General features: G+C 67.3%; 16 protein-coding genes. 4 read left to right on the top strand and 12 right to left on the bottom strand.

Annotation, left to right across the window (positions count from 1 at the left end):
* Positions 1-51: 51 nt before the first annotated feature.
* A complete protein-coding gene (locus F813_RS0100415) occupies positions 52-963 on the bottom strand; it encodes a fructosamine kinase family protein (RefSeq protein WP_017925136.1) in 912 nt (303 codons plus the stop codon).
* 71 nt (positions 964-1034) lie between these two features.
* Here F813_RS0100415 and F813_RS0100410 point away from each other — a divergent pair, with 71 nt between their 5' ends.
* Positions 1035-1415 (top strand): group III truncated hemoglobin, encoded by a 381-nt coding sequence (locus F813_RS0100410; protein ID WP_012983733.1) that lies wholly within the window; start codon positions 1035-1037, stop codon positions 1413-1415.
* A gap of 915 nt (positions 1416-2330) precedes the next feature.
* Here the strand turns inward: F813_RS0100410 and F813_RS0100405 are convergent.
* The 9 genes from F813_RS0100405 to rpmE all read right to left on the bottom strand — a co-directional run bounded on the left by F813_RS0100405 (position 2331) and on the right by rpmE (position 11202).
* Positions 2331-4391 (bottom strand): transglycosylase SLT domain-containing protein, encoded by a 2061-nt coding sequence (locus F813_RS0100405; protein WP_026148081.1) that lies wholly within the window; start codon positions 4389-4391, stop codon positions 2331-2333.
* Positions 4392-4533: 142 nt separating this feature from the next.
* Positions 4534-5076, bottom strand: coding sequence for a pseudouridine synthase (locus tag F813_RS0100400; RefSeq protein ID WP_038059911.1), 543 nt, complete (start codon positions 5074-5076; stop codon positions 4534-4536).
* A complete protein-coding gene (locus F813_RS0100395; protein ID WP_017925133.1) occupies positions 5076-5738 on the bottom strand; it encodes a DUF1007 family protein in 663 nt (220 codons plus the stop codon). Before F813_RS0100395 ends, F813_RS0100400 begins: the two co-directional genes overlap by 1 nt.
* A complete protein-coding gene (locus F813_RS0100390; RefSeq protein WP_017925132.1) occupies positions 5735-6682 on the bottom strand; it encodes a 5'-3' exonuclease H3TH domain-containing protein in 948 nt (315 codons plus the stop codon). Before F813_RS0100390 ends, F813_RS0100395 begins: the two co-directional genes overlap by 4 nt.
* Positions 6666-7589 (bottom strand): malate dehydrogenase, encoded by a 924-nt coding sequence (gene mdh / locus F813_RS0100385; RefSeq protein ID WP_012983739.1) that lies wholly within the window; start codon positions 7587-7589, stop codon positions 6666-6668. Before mdh ends, F813_RS0100390 begins: the two co-directional genes overlap by 17 nt.
* A gap of 115 nt (positions 7590-7704) precedes the next feature.
* Positions 7705-8925 carry a malic enzyme-like NAD(P)-binding protein gene (locus F813_RS0100380; RefSeq protein WP_017925131.1) on the bottom strand — a complete coding sequence of 407 codons (1221 nt, stop codon included), beginning with the start codon at positions 8923-8925 and terminating at the stop codon, positions 7705-7707.
* A gap of 72 nt (positions 8926-8997) precedes the next feature.
* Positions 8998-9855 carry a M48 family metallopeptidase gene (locus tag F813_RS0100375; RefSeq protein WP_012983741.1) on the bottom strand — a complete coding sequence of 286 codons (858 nt, stop codon included), beginning with the start codon at positions 9853-9855 and terminating at the stop codon, positions 8998-9000.
* A complete protein-coding gene (locus tag F813_RS0100370; protein ID WP_012983742.1) occupies positions 9852-10676 on the bottom strand; it encodes a hypothetical protein in 825 nt (274 codons plus the stop codon). The genes F813_RS0100375 and F813_RS0100370 overlap by 4 nt, the downstream gene beginning before the upstream one ends.
* 322 nt (positions 10677-10998) lie before the next feature.
* On the bottom strand, positions 10999-11202 hold the full coding sequence (gene rpmE, locus F813_RS0100365; RefSeq protein WP_012983743.1) for a 50S ribosomal protein L31: 204 nt from the start codon (positions 11200-11202) through the stop codon (positions 10999-11001).
* A gap of 337 nt (positions 11203-11539) precedes the next feature.
* On the opposite strand from rpmE, the gene rimO reads away from it, so the two are divergent.
* The 3 genes from rimO to bioD are packed head-to-tail and all read left to right on the top strand — an operon-like array spanning position 11540 to position 14538.
* Complete coding sequence (gene rimO, locus F813_RS0100360; RefSeq protein WP_017925130.1) at positions 11540-12901, top strand: 30S ribosomal protein S12 methylthiotransferase RimO; 1362 nt, start codon at positions 11540-11542, stop codon at positions 12899-12901.
* Between the two features lie 27 nt (positions 12902-12928).
* Entirely contained in the window at positions 12929-13825 is an 897-nt protein-coding gene (locus F813_RS0100355; RefSeq protein ID WP_017925129.1) for a phosphoribosylaminoimidazolesuccinocarboxamide synthase, read from the top strand.
* On the top strand, positions 13822-14538 hold the full coding sequence (gene bioD, locus F813_RS0100350) for a dethiobiotin synthase (RefSeq protein ID WP_017925128.1): 717 nt from the start codon (positions 13822-13824) through the stop codon (positions 14536-14538). Before F813_RS0100355 ends, bioD begins: the two co-directional genes overlap by 4 nt.
* Here bioD and F813_RS0100345 read toward each other — a convergent pair.
* Positions 14466-15269, bottom strand: a complete 804-nt coding sequence (locus F813_RS0100345; protein ID WP_012983747.1) for a lipid-binding SYLF domain-containing protein — start codon at positions 15267-15269, stop codon at positions 14466-14468. The two genes, bioD and F813_RS0100345, sit on opposite strands and share 73 nt — an antisense overlap.
* Before the next feature lie 91 nt (positions 15270-15360).
* Positions 15361-16425, bottom strand: a complete 1065-nt coding sequence (gene fba, locus F813_RS0100340) for a class II fructose-bisphosphate aldolase (RefSeq protein WP_012983748.1) — start codon at positions 16423-16425, stop codon at positions 15361-15363.
* Positions 16426-16434: the final 9 nt, after the last annotated feature.

Here is a 16434-nt window from a genome sequence, read left to right as displayed (position 1 = left end):
AATCTCCAGGACGCGGGGCTGACACCCCGCGATCCACCGCTCGTACGCCGCTCATCCCAGTTCCGCCAGCAGCTGGCGGATCATGCGCTCGGCCTGCGAGCCGTAGCCGCCACCAAACAAGTGATCGTGGTTCAGGATGTGGTAGAGGTTGTAGAGCGTCTTGCGCACCGGGTAGCCGGCATCGACCGGACGCATCTCCTCGTAGGCGTCGAAGAAGTCCTGCCCGGGATGGCCGAACAGCTCCATCATCGCCAGATCCGCCTCCGGATCCCCGTAGTAAACGGCCGGATCGAACAGCACGGCCGCCCCATCGGACTGGAAGCCCCAGTTGCCACTCCACAGGTCCCCGTGCAGCAGTGAAGGCTCGGGGCGGTAGTCGCTGAAAAACCCGCCCAGATTCGCTTCCAGGGACTCCAGCGCCTGGATCAGCGAATGCGCGGCCCCGCGCTCGCGCGCCAGACCCCGCTGGAAGCCCAGGCGCTCGTCGCGATAGAACGATACCCAGTCATCGTGCTGGCGGTTCGACTGCGGCGTCGAGCCGATGTAGTTATCGTGATCCAGCCCGAAGCGCGCGGCCGTCTTCATGTGCATGTCGGCCACCCCGTGCCCCAGCGCAACGCCGTCGCGCCGCCCGCCCAGGTCCAGCTCCTCCAGCACGATGAAGCAGGCACTCCCCGCCTTGCCCGTACCGATCACTGCGGGGATCTTCATCCGCTCGCAACGGGCCAGCTCCTCGAGGCCACGCGCTTCGGCCGCAAACATCGCCTCGGCCATCGCACCCCTGTTGAGCTTCACGAAAAAGGTCCGGCCATCGGTCCCGGTCACGCGCTGGGCCTGGTTGATCGAGCCCCCGGAACAGGCCTGGCTTCCTGTCGGCTCGAACGCGCTTGCGGTATGGTCCGTGATGCACTGGGCCACCGCCGCCGTGATGGCGTCAGGGCCCGCAGAATCCAATCGGTTCATCCTCGGTATCCGGCTTGCTGATCCATGTGCAGGTTAACGGTTGCCGCAGCATACGTCAGGAGACCAGCCCCATGGCCTTTCGCAAACTCGAGCCGCTGTGCGACAAGATCGGCGCCGAACGCATCCGCACGGTCATCGACGACTTCTATCGCCGCCTGTCCAGCGATCCCGAGATCGGGCACCATTTCGAACGCATCCAGGACTTCGAGGACCATGTCCGGCGCATCTCGGATTTCTGGTACATGAACCTGGGCGGACGCCTGGAGCAGCCGCCCACCATCGACATGGTCGGCAAGCATGCCCCGCTGAACCTGACCGAGGCTGATCTGGCGGTCTGGATGCGCCACTTCAAGGCGACCACCGAGGAGCACCTGGAGGCACCACTGGCAGCCCAGTGGCAACAGCTGGCGGATGGCATCGCCAGTCGGATGCGCGAGGACATCATTCGCTAGCGTCTTCCCACCCGCCTGCCCTGTTGAGGCTGGCCCTGGTTCGTCCTCTGGAGTTAACGGTGGCTTTGGCCATCCGTCTGCCTTGTTTGGCTGGTCCTGGTTCGGCATCCGGTGTTTACGTGCTTTCGGTCCGCCGCCTGCCAAGCGCTCTCTCGCGAGCGCACCGCGAGGTACTTTCTTGCTTGCCCAAGAAAGTACCCAAAGAAGGGCACCCGGATTCCGCCCGGGGACCTTGCTCCAGGGCCCTCGGGCCGGCGGCGCTGAAACTCGCTGCGCCTTCGGCTTCGCTCAAACAGTCAGCGCCTTCTCCCGGCCCGAGGACCCCTCCGCAAGGGGCTTCATACGGGGGGATAAGGTCAAGACAACGGCGGTCCTGACGTTTGTGCCAATGGATGGAGGCAAGGTGTTCCAACATCCTGGGCACGCGCGGCCTTCGGCCCTGGCGTGCCGCGCCCGCCAGCGGGCGCCAGGCCCATGTAGGATGCTGATGAGCGCGGCGAATCGCATCAGGGTTACCCCGGCGTCGGAACGGTGCGTTTCGCTGCGCTCAACGCACCCTACAGCTCGGGGCTTAGGACAGGTACGGGGACACCGTCGGTTTTGACCTACCCTCCCGGTATGAGCCCCTTGTGGAGGGCGTGACAGGCCGGACGATTCAAAATAGAAACGGGGCGCTGACTGTCTGAGCGAAGCGAGTTTCAGCGCCGCCGGCCTGGCGCGGCCGGAGCAAGGTCCCCGGGCGAATCCCGGGCGTGTTTCTTGGGTACTTCTTTGCACGAGCAAAGAAGCCCGTTTTTGATTAAGAACTGGCGCGGCGCGCTCGCGAGTGAGCGCAGGCAGGCGGCCGGACGAAGCCACCGTAAACACCGACGACGAACCAGGGCCAGCCTCAGCGCGTGAAGCAGCCCCCGACCGTCAACAGGCGTTTTCGGTGTAGCCGGGTGCGTCGCAGAAGGCGCGCCCGAGCGCGAGGTCCTCGCGCATGTTGCGTAGCGCCCGAAGGTGGTCCTCGCGGCTCGCCGCGAGCTTGGATTCCGGCGTCACCGGGAACAGCAGCTGCGACAGCGACGGCGGGTCCTGCCCCAAGCGCACCGCATAGACGATTTGGTAGGCATACACCCGGCGCACGTAGTCACGCGTCTTCGAGAACGGGATCAGCTCGGCCCAGATGTCCGCGTCCATCTCGCCGTCGTCCGGCAGCCAGGAGCGCACGCGATGGGCCCCGGCATTGTAGGCCGCCGTGGACAGCAGGCTGTGCCCGCCAAAGCGGTCCAGGTTGCGCCGCAGGTAGTACGTGCCCAGGGTCGCGTTGGTCGCCGGGTCGAGGATGTCCCAGTCGGAGTTGACCCGGACCCCGGCGCTGGAAGCGATCGAGCGCCCGGTGGCCGGCATGATCTGCATCACCCCCAGCGCCCCGGCCCCGGAGCGCACGTCGTGCAGAAAGGCGCTCTCCTGGCGGGCAATCGCCATCGCCCAGGCCGGGTCGATGTCCTGTTTTTCCGCGCCCGGGACGATTACGGAATCGAAGGCCAGCGGGAAGCGCAGCTCGATGTCGTCCCAGTTGCGGGCCCGCGCGATGGTGAAGATCGCGCGGTCGTACCAGTTCCAGTCGGCGAACTCGGCCGCCGCGGCCTCGAGCTCGGGAGGCTCCATGCTGGCGACGGTGCGGGTCCATTCGCGGCGTGCCTCAGCGTAGCGGTCCAGCGCCACCAGCTCGCGCATGCGCTGCATGGACGGCCGCTCCATGATCGATTCGCGCGCGCCATGGGCCAGTTGCAGGGGCTGGTGCGCAATGCGGTAGGGCTGCCCCAGACGGTCGGCCGCCAGGAATCCGTGAAAGTTGCGCTCACGCGCCGCCCGTTCGTAGAAGAAGCGCGCTTCGTCGGCATCGCCCAGCTGCTCCAGTGCACGGGCATACCAGTACTGCCAGGCAGTCTCGTCACGGGCGTCGCGGCTCATGGCACGAATCGCGCTTTTGACGGTCTCCCAGTCACGCTGGTGCAGAGCAGCCCGCACCTGCCACTGGCGCAACTGATCGTCGAACACCTCCGCGTCCAGCTCGTCCATGACGGCCAGTGTTTCGTCCCGATAGCGCAGCGCCAGACGCAACGCAAGCGCGTGCTCGATCTCGCGAGCGGTCTCCGTCGACAAGCCCAAGCGCTCGCTCCGTTCCTCCCAGCCCTTCAAAGCGGCATCCAGGTCCTGCGGAATCCAGCGCTTGAACGCCTGTTCCAGCATCGCCTCGGCGGAGCGATGCTCATCCGCGCGGAAGTCCACCTCGACCACCCGCGACGGTCGCGATTCGAGCTCCAGCCAGCGCTCCGCCCAGTCGCGATCGGAGCTCGCCAGATAGCGGCGCAGGTAGCTCGCGAGCCCGGTCTGGCGCGCCTGCATTGCCAGCGCAAAACGGTCCCAGGCCAGCTCTTCGGTCAGCCCGCCGGCATCGCGCCAGGCCTTGAGCGCCGGGTCGCAGGCACTGGGGCGGGACTGACCGTGCAGCCAGATGGATTCCATGTCCTCGATCGCCGCGGAGGTATTGCCGGTCTCGATCAGCGCCTTGCGCCGCTGACAGTCCTGTGTCACGGAGAGGTCGCGGCCGTCGTCGGCAAAGTCGAGATAGCGCGACCAGGCCTCCTCACGGGCCAGATAGGAGAGGTAGTTGCTGCGCAACTGGCCGGCCAGCGGGGTGTCGTCGTGCTCCTCGATAAAGGCCCGCACCGCATCGGGGTCCGCGCGCCCCAGGTCGCGCGCCAGTTCGCGATGATCCAGATAGGGCGTCAGCGGATAGCCCTCGAGCGTACTGCGGGCATTGCGGTAGGCCGTCATGTCGCCACGGCTCAGGGCACGTTCGGCATGCAGGAACAGGCTGCGTTCGAAGACCATTCCGGCCGGGGCCGGGTTCGCCGCCGGGGCCCCGGCGGCGAAGGCCATGACCAGGCCGGTCAGACCCGTTGTGAGTATCCTGGGCAGGCGCATCGGGTTGCGTTCTCGCTTGTCTGATCCGCTCATATTCCGCACGACCTGTGGCGGGCGCAATGGTCTTGTGGTGATTTCGCACCGGCCGGGCCGCATTCCGCGACAATCCCGCGTTGCACCGGTGCGGTGCCTGTGACCGGTTTCACTCGCGTTCGATCACGGAAAAGGCTCCGCGTTCCACTCCGTCCAGGGTCCAGGAGGCCACCCGGTAGCGCACCAGGCGCAGGGTCGGATGCCCCACCGCGGCGGTCATGCGCCGCACCTGGCGGTTGCGCCCCTCGTGCAGGGTCAGCGCGAGCCAGGTGGTCGGGATGGACTTGCGAAAGCGCACGGGCGGGTCGCGCTCCGGCAGGTCAGGCGGTGTCATGCGCTCGACCTTCGCCGGCTGCGTGCGCCCGTCCTTCAGGTCCACCCCGGTACGCAGGGCCTCCAGAGCGGCGTCATCGGGCTCGCCCTCTACCTGTACCCAGTAGGTCTTGCTGGTCTTGTGCCGCGGCTGGGTCAGCCGCGCATTCAGGCGCCCGTCGTCGGTCAGCACCATCAGCCCCTCGCTGTCGCGATCCAGACGCCCGGCCGGGTACACCCCGGGGATGTCGATGTAATCCGCCAGCGTGGGGCGCCCTTCCGGGTCGGTGAACTGCGGCAGCACGCCCCAGGGCTTGTGGAACAAAACGATTCGGTGCATCAATCGCAGCGCACGGTCACGCGCTCGGCGAAATGGCGGCCCAGGTCGTAGTCCACCGTGGCGCCATAATCGAGCATCATGGCCTTGGCGACGAGCTGCGGATCCGGGCGGGGACGCTCCAGCTCCGCCCGGCAGTCGGGAGACGCCAGACCATCGGCCTCGACCATGCGTGTACCGGCGGGTTCCTCGTGCAGGATTTCGATGAAATAGGTTGGGTCGTAGACCTTGTACTCAAGCACCTCGCGTGCGGCGTCCACGGGCTCGTCCAGGGCCAGGCGAAAGCGGAAGAACAGCAGGCCATCCTCCATGCGCATCGACGGATCGGGCTCGGCCTCGACGCCGATTGCCCGCCCGCCGGCCTCGACATGGCTGTACCACTCGTATTCCTCGAGGTTACCGAGGATCTCGCGGGCCAGCGCCTGCAACTTCTCGTCTTCGGTCGCGCCCTCCTGGTGCGCCAGGGCGTCCTCGTATAGGTACTGCCCGTAGGTTGGATCGAAGCGCCAGCGATGCAGCATGTGGGTGATGCGCCCCTCATCGTCGCGTTCCAGCGTGATCTCCAGGTCGATCCAGGCATGCGGATGCGCCTGGACCGGCGCACTGACCAGCAGCCACACCAGACCCGCGGCAAGGATGGCGTAGAGAAGGGAACGTGGGCTCATGCAATCTCCGGGGTCGTGGACCGCCAGGCACCGGCGGCCGCCAGCAGGCAACCATGATAATCGCGAGCCACCCCGAGCTCCGCGAGCCAGCGCGCGGCATCGGGTTTCGGCCCGGTGGGGTGCAGTGCCTCGAGCCGCGGCAGGTCGGGGATGCTGTCCACCAGACCGGTCAGGCGGCGCGACAGGCGCAGCCGGTCCGACTGCCCGGCGATGCGCGCGGCTACCGTGTCGGCCCGGCGGATATTGCAGCGCGCCACGGCCTGCGGATCGGCGAGTACCGTCTCCAGATCGCCCAGGCGGCGCAGGATCCGCGCCGCGGTCCTGGGGCCCACGCCCTCGATACCCGGGATGTTGTCGCTGGCATCGCCCGCCAGGGCGAGCATGTCGGCAACCTGTTCCGGACGGATGCGAAGGCGCTTCTCGATCGCGCGGCGATTCAGCGCGGTCCCGCGTTCCGGGTCGTGCAGCCGGTCCTGATCACCGAGGATGACCTGGGTCAGGTCCTTGTCCGCGCTCTTGACCTCGATGCGGAAACCCGCGGCCCGGCCGGCACGCGCCAGGCTGGCGATCAGGTCATCGGCCTCGTACTCGGGATGGGCCAGGGTCCGGAAGCCGAGCTGCCCGAGCAGTTCCCGGATACGCGCGAACTGCTCGCGCAACTCGGGCGGGGCCGGCGGGCGGTGGGCCTTGTATTCAGGGTCGAGCCGATGGCGAAAGCCCTGACGCAGGCTCTCGTCGAAACAAAAGGCGATCGGACCGGGGGCGCAGGCGGGGAGCCACTGGCAGAGCGAATGCACCAGCCCGTGTACGGCCCCGCCGGGCCGCCCGAGCGGATCCGGGTCCAGCCCGCGCGCGAACCAGGCACGAAAGACAAAGATGCTGGAGTCGACCAGCGTCAGGGTCGGGCACGGCGGTCCCGCGTGCGACTCAGTGCAGGCGTTCAAGGTCCTTGCGCACCCCGGCGATGGACTGGTCGAAGCCCGCGCGCTCGTCGGCGTCCAGCGCCAGCTCGATCACCCGCTCCATGCCCCCCTGGCCGAGGATGCAGGGCACGCCCATCGCCACGTCACGCTCCCCGTATTCCCCTTCCAGCAGAGCCACGGTCGGCAGGACGCGGCGACGATCCAGGGCGATTGCCTCCACCATCTCGGCGATCGCCGCGGCGGGTGCACCATAGGCGCTGGAGGTCTGCTTCAGGGCGAGGATCTCGGCACCCCCGTGGCGGGTACGCTCGACGATATTGTCCAGCGTTGCCTGGTCCATGAAGTGGTGCAGCGGCACGCCGTTGACACTGGAATAGCGCAGCAGCGGCACCATCGCATCGCCATGACCGCCCAGCACCAGGGCCTGGATGTCGTGGGTGGACAGCCCCGTCTCCAGGGCGATAAAGGCCGCCATGCGCGAGGTGTCCAGGACCCCCGCCTGCCCGAAGACCCGATCGCGGCTCCAGCCGGTCTTCTGCCAGGCGCGGTAGGTCAGCACGTCGACCGGGTTGGACACCACCAGGATGCGGCTCTGCGGCGCATGGACGAGGATGTCCTGCAGGATCTGATCGAGGATCTCGACGTTCTTGTCCAGGACATCGGAGCGCGACATACCCGGCTTGCGCGGCAGCCCGGCCGTGACGATCACCAGTTCCGCCCCGGCGATTACCGAGGGTTCGTGACTGCCGCTCAGTCGCGTATCGAAGCGCAGCAGGGGTGCGGTCTCCTGGATATCCAGTGCCGCACCGGCCGCCGCACCCTCGCGCACGTCCAGCAACGCGATCTCGCGGGCGACATCGCGCCGGGCCAGAAACTGGGCAGTGGATTCGCCGACGCGTCCGGCTCCGATGATGGCGATTTTCTGCATGCTTCCCTCGTCTGACGGGGGGTGGAGTTTGGTTACCGGAATGAACCACCTGCGGTGGTCGATTCCGGCGGCACGCCTCTGTGCCGCAAGGAAACGCTGATCAATCAGCGGTTCCTTAGCGGCGGGCGACGCCGCTGTCGCGCGCCGCCTGGGCGACTGCCTGCGGCACGGTATCGATCAGGCGCGGATCGAACGGGGTCGGCAGGATGTAGTGCGGGCCGAACTCGAGCGCCTCCAGGCCATAGGCGTCCAGCACCGCCTGCGGGATCGGCTCGCGGGCGAGCGCGGCCAGCGCATGCACGGCCGCGACCAGCATTTCGTCATTGATCCGGCGCGCGCGCACATCCAGCGCACCGCGGAAGATGAACGGGAAGCCCAGCACGTTGTTGACCTGGTTGGGGTAATCCGAGCGACCTGTCGCCATGATCAGGTCGTCGCGCGTCTCGAGCGCCAGTTCCGGACCGATCTCCGGATCCGGGTTGGACAGCGCGAAGATCACCGGCTTTGGCGCCATGGATTTCAGCATCTCGGGCGTCAGAAGATCGGGGCCCGACAGCCCGATGAAGACATCCGCCCCGTCGCAGGCGTCTTCCAGCGTGCGCGCCTCGGTATCAACGGCGAAGATCTGCTTGTATTCGTTCAGGTCGTTGCGCTGGCTGTGGATCACGCCCTTGCGGTCCACCATGAACAGGTTCTTCTTGCTCGCCCCCAGGCGCAGCAGCAGCTGCATGGAGGCGATGCCGGCCGCGCCGGCGCCCACACAGACAATCTTCGCGTCACTGAGCTTCTTGCCCTGGATCTCCAGGGCATTGACCAGACCGGCCGCGGTGATGACCGCCGTGCCGTGCTGGTCGTCGTGGAAGACGGGGATATCCAGGCGCTCGGACAGGCGGCGCTCGATCTCGAAGCAGTGCGGTGCGGCAATGTCCTCGAGGTTGATCCCGCCGAAACCGCCGGCAATGCGGGCCACGGTGTTGATGAAGTCCTCCGGCTGCGGCGCATCCACCTCGATGTCGTAGACGTCGATGTTGGCGAAGGCCTTGAACAGCACGCCCTTGCCCTCCATAACCGGCTTGGCCGCCAGCGCGCCGACATTGCCCAGCCCCAGCACGGCTGTGCCATCGGTGATCACCGCGACCAGGTTGCCCTTGCCGGTATAGCGGTAGGCCAGTTCCGGATCGGAGGCAATCGCACGCACCGGCGCGGCCACGCCCGGCGAATAGGCCAGGGAGAGATCATCCTGGGTCGCCGTGGGCTTGGTGATATGGATGGCCAGCTTCCCGGCCGGCTGCTGTTCGTGGTAGTCCAGCGCGCGCTGGGTGAAATCCTTGGTCATGGTAATGCGAGGCCTTCTTGGCAAGTGCGTGGGGACGGGAGCCGCAGCGCCCGTTCCCGCGGTGAACCGTGACTAATTGACCGGATGCGTCGGGACCGATCGCCGCTGTGCCTGCTCGTAAAGCGGGCGGAATTCGTCGGCCATGCGGGTCAAATCGCGCTGGCGCGACTCGGGCGCCGGGTGCGTGCTCAGGAACACCGGATGGCGTCCGTTGGCCTGCTCCGCCATCTTGCGCCACAGGCTCGCGGCTGCGTCCGGATCATAACCGGCCCGCGCGGCCAGTTCGATCCCGATGCGGTCGGCTTCCGATTCCATCCGGCGGCTGTGGGGCAGCTGCACCGCGAGCGCGGCCCCGAGCGCGGCGCCAGTCAGCGCGACGGGCGAACGGTCGCCGGTCATCGCATAGCCCGCCACCGCGAGATTGCTGGCCAGGGCCACGGACATCTTCTCGGCCGTGTGCGCAGACAGCGCATGGGCGATCTCGTGGCCGATGATCTGCGCCAGCTCGTCATCGGTCAGCTCCAGCTGCTCGATGATGCCGGAGTAGATCGCCATCTTGCCACCGGCCATGGCGAAGGCGTTGACCGTGTCCGGCGCCTCGATCACGCGAATCTCCCACTCCCAGTCGGCGGTCTCGGGGCGGTACTGGACCGCCTGCGCCACCACGCGCTCGGTGATCTGCTGCACGCGCGCGGTCATCTCGGGGTCGGCGTCCACGCGCCCCTCCTCGCGCGCCGGGGCGAGCATCTCCACATAGGCGGTGCGCGAGGCATCGATCGCCTGATTCTCGGAGACCAGCATCAGCTGCGAGCGCCCGGTGACCGGATTGGTGGTGCAGCCCGGCAGCGCGACGGCCAGGCCCGTGCCGATCAGCAGCGTCAGGGCCAGCGCCGCCCAGCGACGGGGAAACAGGCGGGACAGGGCGTTCATCGATCAAGTACCTCGAGATCAAAGGGGTGGCGGATCCGCATCCGCCCTCGCTCCCTCCAAGGATACACCGTGCCGCGTGCAACAACGGTGTTACCCAGCAGTGAGCGGGGTTCCATATCCTCGAAAAAATCGCGATCATCCCCGGAGATCAGCAGGTCCAGCAGTCCGTCCAGGACCAGGACCCAGTGCGGGTCGCGCACGCGCACGTCGATCACCTCGCCCTGGACCCGCAACCGCCCCTGCGAGCGCTCGCGCGGTGGCTCCAGCCAGCCGACCGGGAGGGCCTCGAGCCGCTCCAGCCAGAGCCCTCGCGGCGCTTCCCGTGCCGCGGCCTCGGCCCCGTAATAGCACTCGTCCAGGGGCCCCGGTTCCGGCCCGGGGCGCGGCATCGCCAGGCCATCCCCAATCAGGCTGGCCGCCAGCAGCGGCCCATCGTCGATCCAGGCATGCATGCGCAGGCGGCCATAGGCGTCGCGGGCCGGACGCCCCGGCAACAGCACCAGGCGCTGACCGACGCCGCGCAGGCGTTCCTCCAGGGACTCGCTCAAGTCCAGCCCGAAGCCGACTGGCAGCAGCTGTGGCGCAACCGGCGGAAGCGGGGCCACCGGTGCCAGACCCAGCAGACGGATGTGTCGCCCGTCTTCCAGTTCCAGGGCATCCGGCGCCCACACACGCTCGACCGTCACGCGCTGCAGATCGCGCGGATCGTGGTCCTCCAGCGCACATTGCGCCGCGGCCACCGGCGCGAGCAGCCACGCCGACAGCGAGACGAAACAAACGAGGGCGCCCCGCAGGGCGCCCTCGTTGCTTGGCACAAGCATCCGCTGGACGCCCTGCCAGAAACCGCCTCGCGCCATCGGGCGCGAACGCACTCTAGGGAGACGCTGGTCTAATCGCACGTCCGCGTTGACACCCCAGGTTTTCCGAGACAAGGCGCGGTGCGCAGCCGGTAGTGGTTCTACCGGCAAGGGCCGCAACGCCGGATCGGGGAACCTGGGGTGCCAACCCCGAAGGGGCTCGGCCGCTTTTGCGCGAGAACGGCGTTGCGGTTCCTTTGTGCAGAATGACTGCACGGCAGTCACCGCGCCTTGTTCGCACGCAAAAGCGACTCGAGCGCGGACGCGCGATTAGACCAGCGTCTCCCTAGAATGCGAAGCGGCGGTTGAACTTGTCGACCTGACCGGCGGTGTCAACGATCTTCTGCTTGCCGGTGTAGAACGGATGGCACTGCGAGCACACGTCCACGTGCATCTCGTCCTTCGAGAGAGTGGAACGGGTCTCGAACTGCGTGCCGCAGCTGCAGATGACCTTGACGTTGTGGTAGTTCGGATGAATGTCGGCTTTCATGGTCGGCTCACGCGTGTTCTGGCGAAAAGTGCGATAGCATAGCCGCCTTCGCGGGGCTGTTGCAAGGTCCCGCGTTAAGGCCGGGAGGCGGGGCCTGTGTACGCAAGCCCCTGAAGATAGCGCCCCTTCGAGGCATTCCAAACGGCCTGTGGATAACCTTGTGGACGAATTGTCGGCGCCGGCAGCAACCAGGGCCAGAAGGGGCAGCGCAACCCGCTCCCGACCGACAACCCGACCACGCAACCCGTTAAATCAAAAGAACAATCCGGGATTACACCGGCTGACGCACCAGGCTCCGGGCGCGCCCGGAGCCGCTCCCAGAAGGCGAAAACGTACTGTGAATAAAAGCAACACCCCGTCTCCCGACAACGTGCAGCGCGTGGGCTTTGTCAGCCTCGGCTGCCCAAAGGCCCTGGTCGACTCCGAGCAGATCCTGACGCGCCTGCGCGCCGAGGGTTACGAGATCGCCGCCGACTACGACGGCGCGGACCTGGTGGTGGTCAATACCTGCGGCTTTATCGACGATGCGGTGGCCGAATCCCTGGACGCGATCGGCGAGGCCATGGATGCCAATGGCCGAGTCATCGTGACCGGCTGCCTGGGCAAGGACGCGGAGCGCATCCACGAGACCCACCCGGGCGTGCTCGCGGTCACCGGCCCGCATGCCTTTGATGAAGTCGTGGGCGCGGTGCACGAGCACCTGCCGCCGCCGGCGACTCCGTTCGAGTCGCTGGTGCCACCGCAAGGTATCCGCCTGACCCCGCGCCACTATGCCTACCTGAAGATCTCCGAGGGCTGCAATCACCGCTGCAGCTTCTGCATCATCCCCAGCCTGCGGGGCGACCTCGTCAGCCGCCCGATCGGCGAGGTGCTGGCCGAGGCGGAGCGCCTGGCCGCGGCCGGCGTGCGCGAGATCCTGGTGATCTCGCAGGACACCTCGGCCTATGGCGTGGACGTGAAATACCGCACCGGTTTCCATGGCGGACGCCCGATCCGCTCCGACATCGCCCACCTGGCCGAGGCACTGGGCCAGCTCGGCATCTGGGTGCGTCTGCACTACGTCTACCCCTACCCGCACGTGGATCGACTGATCCCGCTGATGGGCTCGGGTGAGGACGGCGGGATCCTGCCGTATCTGGACATGCCGCTGCAGCATGGCCACCCCCGGGTACTCAAGGCGATGCGCCGCCCGGCCGCCGCCGAGCGCGTGCTGGAACGCATCGCGAGCTGGCGCGAGCAGGTCCCCGACCTGACCCTGCGCTCGACGTTTATCGTGGGCTTTCCGGGGGAGACCGAGGCCGAGTTCGAGACGTTGCTGGAGTTTCTGCACGAGGCGCAGCTCGACCGCGTCGGCGCCTTCGCCTACTCGCCTGTGGAGGGTGCGGCCGCGAACGAACTGGCGGACCCGGTACCGGAGGCCGTGCGCGAAGAACGTCTGGCGCGCTTCATGGACGTGCAGGCCCGGATCAGCGCCGAGCGGCTGCGCCGCCGGATCGGCAGCCAGCCGGTGGTGCTGGTCGACGAGGTGCACGCGGACGGGACCGTGATTGCCCGCTCCGCCGCGGAGGCCCCGGAGATCGACGGCGTGATTCGCGTGGCCGGGATCGACCCGGAGTCGGTGGATATCGGGGACTTCATCGAGGTCGCGATCACCGACGCCGACGAGCACGACCTGATCGCCGAACTGCCGGACGACTGAACCCAAACCGACCGAACGGAAGCACTGATGAGCGACGCCCTGCTGGAAAGCCACCTCCCCGATCTCGAACGGGTCCACCGCGGCAAGGTGCGCGACCTGTATGCGGTCGACGCCGACCACTGGCTGATGGTCACCACGGATCGCCTTTCGGCCTTTGACGTGGTCCTGCCCACCCCGATCCCGGGCAAGGGGCGCATACTGACCGCGATCACCGAGTTCTGGATGCGCAAGGTCGAACGCGAGCTGGGCATCCCCAACCAGTTGACCGGCATCCCGCTGGAGCAGGTGGTCCCCGACCCGGCGATCCGGGCGCCACTGGAGGGTCGCAGCCTGGTGATTCGCCGGCTCGAGGCGCTGCCGGTGGAGGCCGTGGTGCGCGGCTACCTGATCGGGTCCGGCTGGAAGGACTATCAGGCCAGCGGCGCGGTCTGCGGCATCCCGCTGCCGGCCGGCCTGGAACTGGCCTCGAAGCTGCCGGAGGCTATCTTCACCCCCAGCACCAAGGCCGCCGTCGGAGATCACGACGCCAACATCGACTTCGCCACTGTGGTGGAGACGATCGGCGAGGAACGGGCCCGACAGGTACGCGATGCCGCACTGGCGATCTACGCGATGGCGCGCGACTACGCGGCCGAGCGCGGGATCATCATCGCGGACACCAAGTTCGAATTCGGTGTGGACGCGAACGGGACCCTGCACCTGATCGACGAGGTCCTCACCCCCGATTCCTCGCGCTTCTGGCCGGTCGATCAATACGCGCCGGGTCATAGCCCCGAGTCCTTCGACAAGCAGTACGTGCGCGACTATCTCGAGACCCTGGACTGGGACAAGACCGCCCCCGGACCCGAGCTGCCGACCGAGGTCGCGGAGCAAACGGCCGCGCGCTACCGCGAGGCCCTGGAACGCCTGACCCGCGACGCATGATCGGCGTGCCACAAGGCCTGTTCGTTACCGGGAGCGATACCGGGATCGGCAAGACCTTTGTCGGCTGCGCCCTGCTGTCAGCATGGCGCGCCGAGGGCCTGGCCCCGCAGCCGCGCAAGCCGGTGGAATCGGGCTGCCCCGAGCGCGACGGCACGCTGTTCCCCGAGGATGGCGCCGCCCTGACGGCGGCGGCCGGCCTGCCCGCGACGGCCGTGGAGCAGGTGACACCCTGGCGGTTTCCCGATGCGCTGGCGCCCGATCAGGCCGCCGCGCGCCAGGGTGTGCGGCTGACCGTCGCGGAACTGGTGCAGGCCTGCGAGGCACCGGGTGACGGCCCCCGACTGGTGGAGGGCGCGGGCGGGTTCTATTCCCCGCTGTGCGGCGACGGCCTGAACGCCGACCTGGCGCAGGCCCTGGGCCTTCCGGTCCTGCTGGTCGCCGAGGACCGGCTAGGGGTGCTGAACACCTGCCTGCTGACACTGGAGGCCCTGGAACGTCGTGGCCTGCAACTGGCCGGGATCGTGCTCAACCGGCGCCGTGCCGATACCGATGCCCTGCTGGACAACGCCGGGGCGCTGACCCGGTACACGGCCGCGCCGATCCTGTCGCTGCCGGAGGGGATAGCCCCACAGGACGCGACTCAGAAGCTCTCGATCTGGAAGTCGTCCTGGCGGATGCCGCCCTCGCCCGGCGTCACTTCGTCCAGGGTCTGATCCGGGCGCATGGCACCATTCCCGCTCTCCGGCTCGGCGGCCTCACCGGACTGACGGAACGAGGCCAGCAGATCACGCAGCTCGCGCGTCCCGGCGTGATCCACACGTCGGCTTTCGATGATGTGCACCGGCCGCTGCGCCTCGCCGTAGTACGCCTCGTTGAAGTCGTCGCGCACAGTCAGGCGCGAGCCGGAGAGGCTCATCCCCAGGTAGGCCCCACGCGAGCGGGAATAGGTCAGAAAGTCGGCCGTCGGGGTGGAGCCACGCCCGGCCCCGACCGGACCGGCGGCAACGGAGGCGTCGGCGCCGAGACGAATGGCGGAACCGAACATCGAATCAACTGCATCCTGGGTACGTGCGACCATCACGACCTCGGCGGCATCCCCCCCGAACTGCATGCCAAAACTGATCGACCCCAGCGAATAGAAGGCAACCGGTGAGTAGTCGCCCTTGTCCTCGTCCCAGGCGAGGAACACACCCATGCCCCCGGAGCCCCCGATCAGGAAGGCACCACGCCCGATACGCGGAAAGATCACGACACCTCGAGCGGTACGCAGGTCTTCCTGCAGGTGTTCATATTCGGGGTGCGTGGCCAGACGCTCCAGCGTGACCTTCGCCCGATCGACGATGTCCTGCGGGTCAACCTCGCGGCTGAACGGGTTGGCGTGGGCAGTGGCGGACAGCGCAGCCACCACCAGCGCGGTCAGGCAAAGATGGATCAGTCGCTGCATTGGATAAACGCTCCGGATTGATCGGAATTGGCGACATGATCGCATAAAAAAAGGGGGCCGAAGCCCCCTTTTCCGTGCTGCGATCCGCAGATCAGTTGACCTTGGGATCCAGCTCGCCGCTCTTGTAGCGAGCGACCATGTCGTCCAGCGAGACCGGCTTGATCTTGGACGCCATGCCGGCGCACCCGAAGGCCTCAAAGCGGGCCTTGCAGATGTCCTTCATGGCCGCGGTGGAGGCCTTCAGGAACTTGCGCGGATCGAATTCCTTCGGGTTTTCCGCCAGGAACTTGCGCACCGCGCCGGTGGAGGCCATGCGCAGGTCGGTGTCGATATTGACCTTGCGCACGCCGTGCTTGATGCCTTCCTGGATCTCTTCAACCGGCACGCCATAGGTCTCGCCCATGTCGCCACCGTAGTTGTTGATGATCTGCAGCCATTCCTGCGGCACCGAGGACGAACCGTGCATGACCAGATGGGTATCCGGGATGCGGTTGTGGATCTCCTTGATGCGCTCGATGGCGAGGATGTCCCCGGTCGGCGGACGGGTGAACTTGTAGGCGCCGTGCGAGGTACCGATGGCGATCGCCAGGGCGTCGCACTTGGTGTTCTTCACGAAGTCGGCCGCCTCGTCCGGATCGGTCAACAGCTGGTCGTGGGACAGCTTGCCTTCGGCACCGGAACCGTCTTCCTCACCGGCCATGCCGGTTTCCAGCGAACCCAGGCAGCCCAGTTCGCCTTCCACGGACACGCCGCAGGAATGCGCCATCTCGGCGACCTTGGCGGTCACGTCACGGTTGTAGTCGTAGCTGGCCGGAGTCTTCATGTCGGGCATCAGCGAGCCGTCCATCATCACCGAGGTGAAGCCGGACTGGATCGAGCGCAGGCAGACCGCGGGCTCGGAGCCGTGGTCCTGGTGCAGGACGATCGGGATGTCCGGGTACTGCTCGGCGGCGGCCTCGATCATGCGACGCAGGAAGGGCTCGCCGGCGTACTTGCGCGCACCGGCCGAGGCCTGAATGATCACTGGAGAGTCGACCTCGGCGGCCGCTTCCATGATCGAATGGATCTGTTCCATGTTGTTCGCGTTGTAGGCCGGCATGCCGTAGCCATGCTCGGCGGCATGGTCCAGCAGTTGGCGAAGGGAGATCAGTGCCATGGGTTCCTC

Source organism: Thioalkalivibrio sp. HL-Eb18 (assembly GCF_000364985.1).
Lineage (GTDB): Bacteria > Pseudomonadota > Gammaproteobacteria > Ectothiorhodospirales > Ectothiorhodospiraceae > Thioalkalivibrio.
This window is presented reverse-complemented; position numbering and strand designations above follow the sequence as displayed.